Here is a 12,963-nt window from a genome sequence, read left to right on the forward strand (position 1 = left end):
GATCTCACCATGTCGCTTCTCACTCCTGGCATCATCTCGCCTCGCCGTCCGGTACCCGCGTCCATTCCCCGTCCCGAGTACGTCGACAAGCCCGCACCGACGCCCTACGACGGTTCTTATGTGACGTCCCCCGAACTGGTCGAGAAGATGCGCGTCGCGAGCAAACTCGCGGCGCAGGCGCTCGAAGCCGTCGGTGCCGCAGCGAAGCCTGGTGTCAGCACCGATGAGCTCGACCGGGTCGGCCACGAGTATCTGGTGGAGCGTGGCGCGTATCCGTCGACGCTCGGCTATCGCAACTACCCGAAGTCGTTGTGCACATCGGTCAACGAGGTGATCTGCCACGGCATCCCCGACGACCGTCCGCTCGAGGACGGCGACATCGTCAACGTCGACATCACCGCGTTCCTCGACGGCGTGCACGGGGACACCAACGCGACGTTCCTGGTCGGCGACGTCGACGAGGAGAGCCGGCTGCTGGTCGAGCGCACCCGCGAGGCGCTGAACCGCGGCATCAAGGCGGTCAAGCCCGGTCGCCAGGTCAGCATCATCGGCCGGGTGATCGAGTCGTACGCGAAGCGCTTCGGCTACGGCGTCGTCCGCGACTTCACCGGCCACGGCATCGCCACCGCCTTCCACTCCGGCCTGATCATCCCGCACTACGACGACGAGCGCTTCGACGACGTGATCGAGCCCGGCATGACGTTCACCATCGAGCCGATGCTCACCCTGGGCTCCTACGACTACGACCTGTGGGAAGACGGCTGGACCGCCACCACCAAGGACAAGTCCCGCACCGCCCAGTTCGAACACACCCTCCTGGTCACCGAAACCGGCGCCGAAGTCCTCACCCTCCCGTGAGCATCACGACGTACACCCGCGACCACCTCGCGGGAATCGTCGCCCTCTGCGAAGCCGAGAACTGGCCGAGCTTCGGCGCAGACCCCGACGGCGCCCACGCCGTCCTGACGGCCCCCGGCGTCACCACCGTCGTCGCCCTCGACGGCGACCTGGTCATCGGCTTCGCGTACGCCCTGAGCGACGGGCACGTAGCCGCCTACCTCTCGATGATGGCCGTGCACGAGCGCTACCGGCGCAAAGGCATCGGCCGCGACCTCATCGACTACGTCTTCCCGCTCACCGGAGCCCAACGCATGGACCTCGTCACCGGCGACGCCGGTGGCTTCTACCGCTCCTTCGAGCACCGCACCTTCGAAGGCTTCCGCATCTACCCCGGCTGAAAGCCCAGTACTTCGTACAGCCGCACGGCGGCGGTGTTGTCCGGCAGGACGTTCAACGCGAAGCGGCCGGGTGTCCGGCCCATGCACTCGGTGAGCAGCGCAGTGGCGAGGCCTTTGCGGCGCCAGGTGGGGGCGGTGAAGGCCTCGATGATGAAGGGGCAGTCGGGGGTGTTCGGCCAGGGGGCGCGGTCGACGACGAGGACTGCGCCGATCATTTCGGTGCCGAAGAAGGCCAAGCGGCTGATCGTGGGGTTCAGCGGGCCGTATTCGCCTTCGAAGGTCAGGCGGATGTCTTCGATGCCGGCTGCTTCGTTGTCGACTACGGGTGGGGTGTAGGCCTCGTAGTACAGGCGGCCGAGTTGTTCGATGTCGGTGGGTGATGGCTGCCGGAGTACGACGCCCGGTGGCGGCGGGACGACTGCCAGCGGGGCTGGCTCGCGGATGTACAGCATCTACAGGGCGAGGGCTGCAGTGATGACCTTGCGGCCGTAAGGGACGGCTGATCTGGCGTCCGCGACGGTGAAGGTTTCTGGTTTGCCGGAGCGGTGGTCGAGGCAGCGGTGGAGTAGCGGGGACCATTCCGGGAAGGCGATCAGGGCGTGTTCGCCGGCGGCGGTTTTGGAGATGATGTTGCCGGTGGCAAGGAGTGCGTGGAGGCGGGGGACGCCTAGCATCACCCAGGGGAGGATCCAGGTGTCTACGACCTCGTCGTCGGGATGGTCGGCGAAGGCGGTTTCCAGGGCGTCGAAGCGGCCGGACCAGTAGGACGTGAGGTTGGCTCGGGTGAATGCTTCGAGTGCCTCTTGGTCGTCGTGCACGATCAGGTCGGGCACCGCGCGGAGAGCGGTGGATTGGCGCGCCACTTCTGACCAGAGGACCGGTGATACGGGACCGCCGGAGGGTGCTTGTTCGAATTGGCCGTCGAGGGTGAAGACGACTGGCTTGGTGGCGTCCGGTGGGGCCGTGAGGTCGGCGGTGTTCAGGTAGGTGACGTCGAAGGCCGGGGACGTCGGCAACTGCGCGTGCACACCGCGTACAGCCGCCACCTCCGGCTCGGTCAGTGGTGAAGCGATGATGACAACACCGTCGATGTCGCTGAGGCCGCGGCGGTAGTCACCGAGTGGGAGCGAGCCGGTCAGGTACAGGCCGGTGACCTGCCCGGGCAGTGCCTGGTCGATCAGTTGCAGGTAGAGCTTCGTCGTGGCGCTGACCTCCGCCGGCAGCACCGGACCACCACCGTCGGCCGGGAGCGTCAGGTAAGTGGTTTCCGGTGGCGGCTGGGTCATCGGTTACTGGCTCCCTTGATGAAGGCGGCCAGGTCCTTGGACTGCTGTCGCCGGGTCGGTTCGTGCACGTACATCATGTGACCCGCCGGGTAGTCGCAAAGTTCGATATTGTCCCGAAGTTCTGCCGGAATCTGCAACCGGCCCAGCGTGTACCGGGTGGCGAAGTACGGCGTCGCGCAGTCGTAGTAACCCGACGCGACGTGCACCTTGAGATGCGGGTTCGCCCGCATCGCCTCGGCCAGCTTGTCCGCGACGTTGACGTGGCTGTTCTCGAACTCCTTGTACGACCAGTCCTTCGCCGCCGTGGTGCTGAGGAACTCGTACGGCAGATCGTTGTGGTACTCGAGCTCCGCGTGCAGGTAGTGATTCAGCGCCGCCGTGTACGGCCCGATGATCGCCCGGAACGACGGGTCGTCGGTGGAGGTCTCACCGGCCGAGTCCGAATCCCAGCCGGTGAACCGCGCGTCCAGCCGCCCGACCACCTGACGACGCTCACGCAGTACCTCCGCGAAGAACCGGGTGTGCTCGACCCGCAGGTTCACCCGGTCGAGATAGTCCTCCGACAGCCCGGTCAGGGCAGCCAGCCGGGCCAGCACCTCACCGCGGTAGTCGTCCGGAACACGGTTGCCCTGGGCAAGCGCATTCGGATAGCGCCCGGCCGCGAACCGCTCCGCGTCGGCGAGCACCTCTTCGAGCGACTGGTCCGGGATCAGCCCGTGGTAGTGCGCGGCCGCGGCATACGACGGCAGGAACATCGTGTACGGCAGGTCGTTGCCCGGCACGAACTCCAGCGTGCCGAACTCGAGGACCGCCGAGATCAGCATGATCCCGTTCAGGTACATGCCGTGCCGGTCCTGCAGATGCGCGGCCAGCCCGGCGGCACGTGTCGTACCGTACGACTCCCCCGCCAGGAACTTCGGCGACATCCAGCGCCCGTTGCGCGACGTCCACAACCGGATCACCTCGCCGACGGACTCCAGATCGGCCGTGAAGCCGTGGTAGTCCCCCGGCTTCTCCCCCTCGACAGCACGCGAGTAGCCGGTCGAGACCGGGTCGATGAACACCAGGTCGCTGTCCTTCAGCAACGTCTCCGCGTTGTCCACCAGCCCGTACGGCGGTGGCGCGAGCTCGCCTGCGTCGCCGGAGACCACCCGGCGCGGCCCGAGCAACCCGAGATGCAGCCAGATGCTCGACGACCCCGGCCCACCGTTGAACGCGAACGTCACCGGCCGGGTCCCCGGATCGGCGTCGTCCAGCGTGTACGCCGTGAGGAACACCTCGGCCTTGGGCACGTGCCCGTCGGACTTGCCGTCGGTCACCACCTCCTGACGCAGCACTACCCGGCCAGTTGTCGCCGTGTACTTCAGCTTCCGCCGCCCCGCCGTCAGCGTGTGCTGGGTGCTGACGAGGTCGTCGGCCGGTGCGGCCTTCACGGGCTTCGCCTCGACGGTCTCCGGGGTCTGCTCAGGGGTACTCATGCGCGAAAACCTATCAGCGTGGGCTATGTTTGACAGCAGTGTCAAACATGACTCGAGGAGGACGGATGGAGAGCACCCGCGCGGTCGAACTGGTGGAGGCGTTCTGGCACGAGGTCTGGAACGCGGCGGACCCCGCTGCGGTCGACCGGTTCGTCACCGAGGACTTCGTGATCACCAACGCCGGCCGGGACATCGTCGGCCGGGAGGCGTTCAAGAGCTGGATCGCCGCGTTCCTGGCGGAGCTGCCGGACCTGCGGCTGGAGGTGATCGAGACCTTCGCGAACGCGGACGGCAGCCGGGTCGCGTCGCGCTGGCGGATCACCGGAACGAACAACGGCTATCACCACACGGCGGCGATCGGCGATCCGATCAGCTTCACCGGTACTGCGGTGTGGCAGGTGAGCGAGGACGGCAAGCTGCTGCACAACTGGGTGGAGCGCTCCGCACCGGTGGCCGCCTGATGGCCGGCGTCCGGCAGTTCGACGAGGGCGCCCTGGTTGAGCAGGCGCTCGGCGTCTTCTGGGAGAAGGGCTACCGGGCGACCTCGATGCTCGACCTGGCCGCGGCGACCGGTGTGCAACGTGGGTCGCTCTACCACGCGTACGGCGGCAAAGAGCAACTCTTCACGAAGATCTTCAGCCAGTTCGCAGCAGAGTTCCTAGCAGGTGCTGAGCGGGCGCTGGAGGCTGATGATCCGCGGCAAGCGCTCACCGACCTGTTCGACTACTGCATCGCCTCCATCACCACCGGTACGCCGTCCCGCGGCTGCCTGTCGACCCGGACGGCCGTCGAAGCAGCCGAACCGCAGGTAGATGCGGCTGTCCAAGCGATGCTGGACGGCCTGGAAGAACGCGTTGCCACCATGCTCACTCGCACCGCCAGCGCCAGCTCCAGCGCCCGCAGCGCTCGTGCGCGCAGCGCGTTGTCGGTGCCGCCGCGGGACGCGGCGCGGCTCGTCGTCGCCATGACGCGAGGACTCGCCGTCCTGGAACGCGTGTACGGCGATCCCGCGCGGCTGCGAGAGACCGCCGCCACCCTCGTCACCGCGTTACTGAGGTGACAGTTCGTGGCGACCTCGAACACCTTCCGGCGACCTTGAACAAGCTATTTCATGTTCAAGGTCGCCGTTGGGTGTACGAGGTGCCTAGTTCTGGCCGGTTGAGCTAGCTGATGGTGAAGGTGTCGATGTCGAACAGAGCGCCCGAGCCGCCGCTGAAGGTGAGGAACAAAGGACCGGTACCCGAGCCGTTCAGTGTGGTCGAGATCGTCTGGAAGTTGTCCCAGCCGCCCGTCACCGGCACGGTAACCGTGCCGAGGATCGGACCGGTTGCCGAGCCCGAGCGGATCCGGATCGTGCCACCCGCGCCGCCCGAGGAGATCCGGGCGGAGAACGACGTCTTGCCGGACGTACTGACCTGTGAGTACCCCGCCCAGTCACCGTTGTCGATGTACCCGAGCGTCTGCCCGCCACTAGCTCCCCCATGCCCGGCAACCTGTACGCCGGACTGCGACGTGAACGCCTCCCCCTCGATCGACGTCACCGGCGGAGTCGCGCCGACACCAGCGGCGTACTGGATGCCACCGAGCAGATGCTTGCGGAACGCCGTATCGGAGTACGACTCGATGGTGTGCCCGAAGCCCGTGTAGAACGACCGCCCCGAGCCCTGCGCGTGGTACCAGGCGATCGGGTGATCACCCATGTTGCCGCCGCTGTAGGTCGACTCGTCGAGGTTGATCAGCACGTGCACATTCGGCCTGGGGTTGGTGCGGTAGTTGTACAACTCATCCGTCCGCACCCAGGTCGCCCCCAGATGCGAGGTCGACAGATGCGTCCGATCCTCGACGCGAGCGGTCACCTGCTGGATCGCCGGGTGACTGTGGAACCACGCGCCGACCAGCGTCCCGTAGTACGGCCAGTCGTACTCCGTGTCCGCGGCCGCGTGCACCCCGACATACCCGCCTCCACCGTTGACGTACGTCTCGAAGGCGGTCTGCTGCGTGGCATTCAGAATATCGCCGGTGGTACTCAAGAAAACGACCGCCTTGTACGCCGCCAGCTGCGACGTAGTGAAAACCGCACTGTCCTCCGTCGCGGTCACGGTGAATCCGTTCGCGGCCCCCAGATCCCGGATCGCCTGAATGCCGGCCGGGATGGAGTCATGCCGGAAACCGGCCGTCTTGCTGAACACCAGCACTTGATAAGGAGCCGCTGCCGCAGCGGTGAGCGGTTGCCAGCCGAGGGCTCCGCCGACGACCAGCAGTGCACCGCCGACGAGGCCTTCACGACGCGTAAAAGTAGTCATTGTTGTGTCCTGTTCACGAGATGGTGAAGGTGTCGACGTCGAAGAGCGACCCGGATCCGCCGGTGAAGCTCAGGAACAACGGCCCGCTGACATTGCCGGTCAAAGCAGTGGAGACCGTCTGGAAGTTCTCCCAGCCACCCGTCGCCGGTACTGCGACAGACCCGAGCAACGTCCCCGTCTGCGAACCCGACCGCACCTGCAGCGTGCCGCCGGGACCGCCCGAAGAAATGCGCGCGCTGAAGCTGGTCTTACCGGCCGTGCTCACCTGCGAATAGCCCGCCCAGTCACCGTTGTCGATGTACCCGAGCGTCTGACCCCCGTTGGCCCCGTTGTGCGCCGCAACCTGTACGCCGGACTGCGACGTGAACGCCTCGCCCTCAGCTGTAGTGCCGGTCGACCCCGAGGTCGCAAACGTGAAGGCGTCGAGGTCGAACAGGTTGCCCTGCCCCGTCACCCCCTTGAAGACGAAGAACAGCGTCGTCGTCCCGGCCGGCTTGCCGGTGAGGTTGGCCGACACGTTGACGAACGTCTCCCAGCCACCCGTCGGCGCCACCGTCATCGTGCCCATCAACGTCCCGGTGGCAGATCCGGCCCGGACCTCGATCGTCCCGCCGACGCCACCCGACGACACCCGCGCGCTCACCGACGTCGCGTTGCTCACGGCGTACGGGGTGAACGAGATCCAGTCACCGTTGTCGACGAATCCGACCGTCTTGCCGCCTTCCGCCGGCGGGTGGTCGGCCAGCTGGATGCCCTGCTGCGCACCGAAATGCTCCGCCTGCCGATGACGCGGCTGCAGCTTGCGCACGCTGTGCGTGGTCAGCCCGCCGTTGTCCGTGTACTCCGCGTCGAAGACGCCGTAGACGTTGGCCGCCGGGTCGTGCTCACCATCGATCGGTACCGCGATCGACCCACTGCACCCGTTCTTGGAGGTGATCTGGTGCTGGTGCACGTCATGACCGAGGAGATACGTGACCTTCACCCGGCTGCAGTCGATCGTGCCGTCCTCCGGATCCGACACGTTCACCTGGAACGGCACGGTGTCACCGAACGAGAACAGCTGCCCATCGGTCGGCGTCTGCAACGTCACCGACGGAGCCGTGTTGCCCACACTGATCGCCACGTTCGCCGACCCGGTCAGCCCGGCCGGATCGGTCACGGTCAGCGTCGCCGTGAAGTTGCCGGCCGTGTTGTAGGTGTACGAAGGGTTGGCCTGCGTCGACGTACCGCCGTCGCCGAAGGTCCAGCGATACGTCAGGGCACCGCCTTCGGGATCCGAGCTGCCCGCCGACGAGAACGCGACGGTGAGTGGGCGGCCGCCGGAGGTCGGCGTACCGGCTGCCTTGGCGATCGGGTTGCGGTTGGTGTTGCCCTTGTAGTCGATCCGCCAGAGGCCCTGGTTGTTGGAGCCCGTGCCGTAGTCGAGCACGTAGAGCGCACCCTCCGGACCGAAGGCCATGTCCATCACCTGGGTGCCGGTCCACGGGAAGGCGCCGATGTCGCCGACTCCCCCGCTCGAGGTGACCTCGATGGCCTTGATCCACTGCCGGCCGAGTTCACCGGCGAAGTACCGGCCGTCGAGCGACTGCGGGAACTTCGTCGCCGAGTTGAGGTTCGGGTCGAAGCGGTAGACCGGCCCGCCCATCGGGGACTCGGAGCCGCCGTTGCCGAACTCGGGCGGGGTGCCCGCGTCACCGCCGTACCGGATCCAGGACGGTTTGGCCGGGAGCAGCTTGGTCAGGCCGGTGTTGCGGAAGGAGTTGTTGGTGACGCCGCCCGCGCAGTCGAACTTCGCGCCGGACGGGCCGCTCGGGAACTGGAAGTCGTTGTACGTCTCGACGCTCGTGTTGGTGCCGGTGCAGTACGGCCAGCCGTAGTTGCCCGGTGCGGTGATCCGGTCGAACTCGACCTGGCCGTTCGGGCCGCGGTCCGGGTTCGTGGAGCCTGCGTCGGGTCCGTAGTCGCCGAGGTAGACGATGCCGGTCGGCTTGTCGACACTCATCCGGAACGGGTTGCGGAAGCCCATCGCGTAGATCTCGGGCCTGGTCTGCGCGGTGCCCGGTGCGAACAGGTTGCCGCTCGGGATCGTGTAGCTGCCGTCCGGCTGGGGCTTGATCCGGAGCAGCTTGCCGCGCAGGTCGTTGGTGTTGCCGGCGGTCCGTTGCGCGTCGAACTGCGGGTTGCGGGTGGTCCGCTCGTCGATCGGCGTGTAGCTGTCCGACTGGAACGGGTTGCTGTCGTCGCCGGTGGTCAGATAAAGGTTGCCAGCGGCATCGAAGTCGAGATCGCCGCCGACGTGACAGCACTGGCCGCGGTCGTTCGGCACGGCCAGGACGACCTTCTCGCTGGCCAGGTCGAGCGTCTTGTCGGTCTTGAGGATGAACCTGGACAGGTGCAGCTCGCCCTTGAACCGGTCCCAGTCGGCCTGGGTACCGTCGGTCGGCGCGTCACCGTCAGGGGTGGACAGCCTCGGTGAGTAGTACAAGTAGATGTAGCGGTTGCTGGCGAAGTTGGGATCGACCGCGACGCCCTGCAGGCCTTCCTCGTCGTGGGTGTAGACGTTGAGCCGGCCGGCCACTGTCGTCGTACCGGCCGCGTCGGTGATCCGGACTGTTCCGTCGCGGGCCGTGTGGACGACGGATCGGTCGGGCAGGACCGCCAGCGACATCGCCTCGCCGAGCTCACCCGAGCCGGTCGCCAAGGACACTTGCTGGTAGTCGCCGGGAGGGATCGTCGAGCCCGCCTGGGCGGTTGGAATGCTGAGGCCGAGTGCTGCGGTCAGTGCGGCGGTGATCAACAACGAGATCCGCCGGACGCCTTTCTTCTTCATATCGGTCGTGCTCCTCAGTTGTTGATCAAGTCGAATTGTTCCCACGGGCCGATCGCGTCTCTGTTGGCGATCAGTGGGGCGGCACCGGCGTTGTCGGCGCAGACGAGCTTGTTGTTGACCGCTGCCCGGAAGCTGACCGAGCCGTCGCCGTTGCGGATCAGCTGGAAGGTCTCCCACGAGCCGACGGCCTGGTTCTTGGCCAGCAACGGCGCGGCACCCGCGTTGTCCGCTGCCACCAGCAGGTTGTTGGCCTTGGCCCGGAGCGACACGTTGCCGCCGCCGAGGTCGGTCATCTCGTACTGCTGGGCAGTCCCGTTCGTGGTGCTGTCGGCGATCAGCGGCGTACCGGTGCCGGCGGTGACGTACCTGCCGTTGGCACGCGCTTTGAGGCTGATCGTCCCGGTGCCCGAGGTTGCCTTGGGCAAGCCGATGGTCGCCTTGTCCCAACGGCGGGCGGCGGTGGCCGGCGTACCGGTGAGGGCCTGAAAGGGCTGTACGGCGGTCCCGGTCTTCTCGACCAGGTAGGACTTGCCGGATTGGGCCGGGATGGTGAAGGTGGCGTTGGTCTGGGGACCGACCACCGTGGCCCGGGTCTGACCGTCCAGCACCGTCACGCTCTGGCCTGGCCAGGGGCTCCGTACGGCGAGCTGCTGGTTCGCGCCAGATGAGATGGCGACCGTGGTCGGGCTGCCTCCGGCGATCTGGACGTGGACCCGCGATTTGTGGCCGATGGCAACAGTTCCTTCACCGGACCAGTCCGTCGGCCAGGACGGGGCGATGCGCAGTACGCCGTCGTAATCCGTTGCCAGCGCCTCGGGGACGGTTGCCGCGAGTACGCCGGACTGCTCGATGTACGGCTCCTGCGCCGGCTGCGCGGTGAAGCTGGCCATGCCGGACGGGTAGACCTGGAACTGCCTGATCGCCGCCAGCAACGCGGTCTTCATCTCGGTCGGCAACCCGAGCCTTGCCGCATGCAGTGAGTCGTAGCTCCACGAGTTGCTGTTGACGTAACTGCGGGACGCATAGGTTCGCCGCGCGAGCGCCGTCATCGGCCCGCTGTCGCCGATCAGGTTGAACGGCCAGACCGCTTCGAGGCCGATGTTCTCGCTGTTACGCCGCTGAGCCGCCGGCTGGGTGGACGGACCGATCATCGTGGTGCCACCTGCATCGTTCGCCGGGGTCAGCAACTGGGTCTGCGTCGCCGTGTCGGTCCGCGGCAACGTCTGGATCTTCGGGATCGCCGCGTTGAGTTGACTGACCAGCGCCGCGTCGACGTTGAGGAGCTGCGCAGCCTTCACCGCGATCGGGAAGAAGGCCTGCATCGCCGCGATGTCGGTGGTCGGATCGGTGACGTCCCACTGGGTCTCATGAGCGTTCGACCTGGTGTGCAGCTTGCCGTCCGATCCCGTTGTCGCGTGCGAGAGCAGGAACTGCGCCGCGCCCTTGATCAACGGGTAGTGCGACTGCAGGAAGGCCTGGTCGTCGGTCATTCGGTAGTGCTCCCAGACCCACAACCCCACCTCCGCTCCCGTCGTGACGTTGAGCGAGTTCCACTGCGGCGTGATGGTCGAGTCGCAGGACGAGTTGTCGGTACCGCCGTTGTAGGTGCCGTTGCCGTTGAACCGCATCGTCTCCGGTACGCACAGGCCCGTTCGGCCGGGCATGTGCGCGCTGGTCCAGGCCGCGATCGCGTCGACGTTGTCCTGGTAGAGGCGGAACATCGGATCGTTCAGATTCGGCACCCCGGCCGAGACGTTGGCCGCGACCTGCATGCGGAGGTTCCAGAACCAGTAGCCGGACGGATACCAGTCACGCTTGTCCTGCGAGAAGGTGAACAGATCGGCGACCCCGGCCTGCGATCCCGGTAGCACGCCCCGGCTCTGGGCCGCGCTCGCGTACAGGAAGATCGTCCGTAGGTTCTCGACGTAGTCGCCGGTCCCGTCGGCCGAGCTGATCTTGATCAGGCCGGCCTGGTTCCAGTAGTCGTGCCACCACTGCAGATGCGCGTCCCGTACTTCGTTCGCGGGCCTGGTGGCGGCGCCGTTCAGTACTGCGTTGGTGGTGGCGATCGAGTCGCCACCGGTCCACGTTGGTGCGGCGACGACGACCCGGAACGAGCCGTCGGTGTTGGGTTGGAAGGCGACCTGGGCGGTCAGGTTGTTCGGGGTCGAGCCGACGACGTTGCGACCGCCGGCCGTCACACCGGCCAGCGAGCCGAACGTCCGGCCTGAGGCACCGGCGCCGTTGTTGTCGACCCAGGTCTCGGCGAGTGCGGCCACTGAGCCGGAGGCACGCGCGGTCGGCGTACGGGGGCTCCAGAGTTTGACCTGGGCGGTCTGGGTGGCGTTGGGGTCGGCGCCGGTGACGTCGACGACCAGTTGCTGGGTGTCCGCCCGGATGAACGCGGTCAACGTCATGCCTCCACCACTTTGGCGGAGCATCCCGTCGTACAGGTCGAGCCGGCCGGTGAAGTCGGCGGCGCTCGTCATCCGGGACAGGCCCGGGATGACGACCTGGCCGAGCGACTTGCGGTCAGGGAAGGTGTCGGTGCGGTTGAGTTGGGCGGTGAACCCGCCGGCGGACCAGACCGCCGCCCCCAGGGCGCCGTTGCCCAGTGGGAGTGATTCGGTCGGTGCCGGGTTGGCGCGGCCGAGGATGATGTCGGAGCGACGGACCAGGTTCGGCCGGTCGACGACGAAGGAGCCGTTCTGCCAGGCCGTCATACCGGCCGCCGGTAGTGCGGTTGCGGGGCCGTTGGCGACCAGTGATCCGGCGACGACAGCTGTCACCAGCAGCAGTCTGTGCAGGAGTTTCCGGCGCACCTTGGGCCGGGTTTTGGGCAGGGGGGATCGCAGGAGGTCGTTCATCGGATCTCTCCTGGAGATGGAGCGGACCGGTGACCTGGGGGCGGAGAGGATCACCGGTAGACATCGGATCTTTCTGTGCTCACGCTGCGCTGTCAAGGGGCTACCGGTTCCGGAACCTGTCGCGCCGCTGCCGCTGCTGCGGCGGCCGCACCGATAATCTCGGGCGCATGGCTTTGATCCTGCATTTGGCCTTCGTCGAGCAGTGGGAAGCGGCGCGGCGGGCCGGTAGCTACCGGATCTCCACCCGGGGCAAGTCGCTCGACGACGGCGCGACCTTCATCCACTGCTCCCGCCCGGACCAGGTGGCCGAGGTCGCGAACTCGTTCTACGCCGACGTGACCGAGCCGCTGTGCCTGCTCGTCATCGACACCGCGCTGCTGGTGTCGGCCCTGTGCGACGAGGATCTGGACGCGATCGGCATCTCGTTCCCGCACCTGTACGGTCCGCTGAACCTGGACGCGGTCGTCGACGTGCGCCCGTACGAGCGGGCTGCCGACGGCCGATACCCGGAAGTGAGCGCGCAGGCCCTATCCTGAGGGTGAACGGGCCGGTCGGGCGACCGCGTCGTTCACCAGCGATGGTGGGCGCCGAGGAAAGTCCGGACTCCACAGGGCAACGTGGTGGGTAACGCCCACCCGGGGCAACCCGCGGGACAGTGCCACAGAGAACAGACCGCCAGCGGCCTGGATGGACCCCGTGGTTCATCGAGGTGCGGGTGAGGGTGAAACGGTGGTGTAAGAGACCACCAGCTCCGCAGGCGACTGCGGAGGCTAGGTAAACCCCACGTGGAGCAAGGCCAAGAAGGACGACGGGCAACCGCCGTCCGCGCGAGCGTTCGAGGGCTGCCCGCCCGAGCTCGCGGGTAGGCTGCTAGAGGTGCCCGGCAACGGTCACCGTAGATGGATGGTCGCCGACTACAGGATCCGGCTTACAGACCGGCCCGTTCACTTAATCTGATCCT

The 12,963-nt window shown here is 67.0% G+C and carries 11 protein-coding genes and 1 other RNA gene; 6 read left to right on the forward strand and 6 right to left on the reverse strand.

Annotated features, from left to right (window positions below; translation table 11 throughout):
* The first annotated feature begins 9 nt into the window (after positions 1–9).
* Together map and ABD116_RS36365 are read left to right on the forward strand one after the other, a co-directional pair.
* Positions 10–858, forward strand: a complete 849-nt coding sequence (gene map / locus ABD116_RS36360; RefSeq protein ID WP_343981375.1) for a type I methionyl aminopeptidase — start codon at positions 10–12, stop codon at positions 856–858.
* Positions 855–1,238, forward strand: coding sequence for a GNAT family N-acetyltransferase (locus ABD116_RS36365; RefSeq protein ID WP_343981378.1), 384 nt, complete (start codon positions 855–857; stop codon positions 1,236–1,238). The genes map and ABD116_RS36365 overlap by 4 nt, the downstream gene beginning before the upstream one ends.
* Here ABD116_RS36365 and ABD116_RS36370 read toward each other — a convergent pair.
* Genes ABD116_RS36370 through ABD116_RS36380 form a run of 3 tightly spaced genes read right to left on the reverse strand, consistent with a single transcriptional unit; the run spans position 1,226 to position 4,002 of the window.
* A complete protein-coding gene (locus ABD116_RS36370; protein ID WP_343981382.1) occupies positions 1,226–1,690 on the reverse strand; it encodes a GNAT family N-acetyltransferase in 465 nt (154 codons plus the stop codon). The genes ABD116_RS36365 and ABD116_RS36370 overlap by 13 nt on opposite strands.
* The gene (locus ABD116_RS36375) at positions 1,691–2,524 is read right to left on the reverse strand and encodes a nucleotidyltransferase domain-containing protein (protein WP_343981385.1); all 834 of its coding nucleotides are present in this window, start codon (positions 2,522–2,524) and stop codon (positions 1,691–1,693) included. It abuts the gene before it with no gap.
* On the reverse strand, positions 2,521–4,002 hold the full coding sequence (locus tag ABD116_RS36380; RefSeq protein ID WP_343981388.1) for a S10 family peptidase: 1,482 nt from the start codon (positions 4,000–4,002) through the stop codon (positions 2,521–2,523). The genes ABD116_RS36375 and ABD116_RS36380 overlap by 4 nt, the downstream gene beginning before the upstream one ends.
* A gap of 65 nt (positions 4,003–4,067) precedes the next feature.
* Between ABD116_RS36380 and ABD116_RS36385 the strand changes: the two genes are divergently transcribed.
* Entirely contained in the window at positions 4,068–4,463 is a 396-nt protein-coding gene (locus ABD116_RS36385) for an ester cyclase (RefSeq protein ID WP_343981391.1), read from the forward strand.
* The gene (locus ABD116_RS36390) at positions 4,463–5,062 is read left to right on the forward strand and encodes a TetR/AcrR family transcriptional regulator (RefSeq protein WP_343981393.1); all 600 of its coding nucleotides are present in this window, start codon (positions 4,463–4,465) and stop codon (positions 5,060–5,062) included. Before ABD116_RS36385 ends, ABD116_RS36390 begins: the two co-directional genes overlap by 1 nt.
* Positions 5,063–5,165: 103 nt before the next feature.
* Here the strand turns inward: ABD116_RS36390 and ABD116_RS36395 are convergent, their stop codons facing one another.
* The 3 genes from ABD116_RS36395 to ABD116_RS36405 are packed head-to-tail and all read right to left on the reverse strand — an operon-like array spanning position 5,166 to position 12,002.
* Positions 5,166–6,305, reverse strand: a complete 1,140-nt coding sequence (locus ABD116_RS36395) for a ThuA domain-containing protein (RefSeq protein ID WP_343981396.1) — start codon at positions 6,303–6,305, stop codon at positions 5,166–5,168.
* Between the two features lie 13 nt (positions 6,306–6,318).
* Positions 6,319–9,135, reverse strand: coding sequence for a carbohydrate-binding protein (locus tag ABD116_RS36400; RefSeq protein WP_343981398.1), 2,817 nt, complete (start codon positions 9,133–9,135; stop codon positions 6,319–6,321).
* A gap of 14 nt (positions 9,136–9,149) precedes the next feature.
* The gene (locus ABD116_RS36405) at positions 9,150–12,002 is read right to left on the reverse strand and encodes a fascin domain-containing protein (protein WP_343981400.1); all 2,853 of its coding nucleotides are present in this window, start codon (positions 12,000–12,002) and stop codon (positions 9,150–9,152) included.
* A gap of 167 nt (positions 12,003–12,169) precedes the next feature.
* Between ABD116_RS36405 and ABD116_RS36410 the strand changes: the two genes are divergently transcribed.
* Both ABD116_RS36410 and rnpB read left to right on the forward strand, forming a co-directional pair.
* On the forward strand, positions 12,170–12,538 hold the full coding sequence (locus ABD116_RS36410; protein ID WP_343981402.1) for a DUF952 domain-containing protein: 369 nt from the start codon (positions 12,170–12,172) through the stop codon (positions 12,536–12,538).
* A 7-nt stretch (positions 12,539–12,545) separates the two neighbouring features.
* Positions 12,546–12,949: RNase P RNA component class A (rnpB, locus tag ABD116_RS36415), an RNA gene on the forward strand.
* Positions 12,950–12,963 lie beyond the last annotated feature (14 nt).

Origin of the sequence: Kribbella koreensis, from assembly GCF_039525325.1 — a bacterium.
GTDB classification, from domain to species: Bacteria; Actinomycetota; Actinomycetes; order Propionibacteriales; family Kribbellaceae; genus Kribbella; species Kribbella koreensis.

What these genes read in the sequence shown, in the direction of transcription:
- map (WP_343981375.1), top strand. Translation starts at nt 10, where the DNA reads ATGTCGCTTCTCACTCCTGGCATCATCTCGCCTCGCCGTCCGGTACCC.
- ABD116_RS36370 (WP_343981382.1), bottom strand. Translation starts at nt 1,690, where the DNA reads ATGCTGTACATCCGCGAGCCAGCCCCGCTGGCAGTCGTCCCGCCGCCA.
- ABD116_RS36375 (WP_343981385.1), bottom strand. Translation starts at nt 2,524, where the DNA reads ATGACCCAGCCGCCACCGGAAACCACTTACCTGACGCTCCCGGCCGAC.
- ABD116_RS36380 (WP_343981388.1), bottom strand. Translation starts at nt 4,002, where the DNA reads ATGAGTACCCCTGAGCAGACCCCGGAGACCGTCGAGGCGAAGCCCGTG.
- ABD116_RS36385 (WP_343981391.1), top strand. Translation starts at nt 4,068, where the DNA reads ATGGAGAGCACCCGCGCGGTCGAACTGGTGGAGGCGTTCTGGCACGAG.
- ABD116_RS36390 (WP_343981393.1), top strand. Translation starts at nt 4,463, where the DNA reads ATGGCCGGCGTCCGGCAGTTCGACGAGGGCGCCCTGGTTGAGCAGGCG.
- ABD116_RS36395 (WP_343981396.1), bottom strand. Translation starts at nt 6,305, where the DNA reads ATGACTACTTTTACGCGTCGTGAAGGCCTCGTCGGCGGTGCACTGCTG.
- ABD116_RS36400 (WP_343981398.1), bottom strand. Translation starts at nt 9,135, where the DNA reads ATGAAGAAGAAAGGCGTCCGGCGGATCTCGTTGTTGATCACCGCCGCA.
- ABD116_RS36405 (WP_343981400.1), bottom strand. Translation starts at nt 12,002, where the DNA reads ATGAACGACCTCCTGCGATCCCCCCTGCCCAAAACCCGGCCCAAGGTG.
- ABD116_RS36410 (WP_343981402.1), top strand. Translation starts at nt 12,170, where the DNA reads ATGGCTTTGATCCTGCATTTGGCCTTCGTCGAGCAGTGGGAAGCGGCG.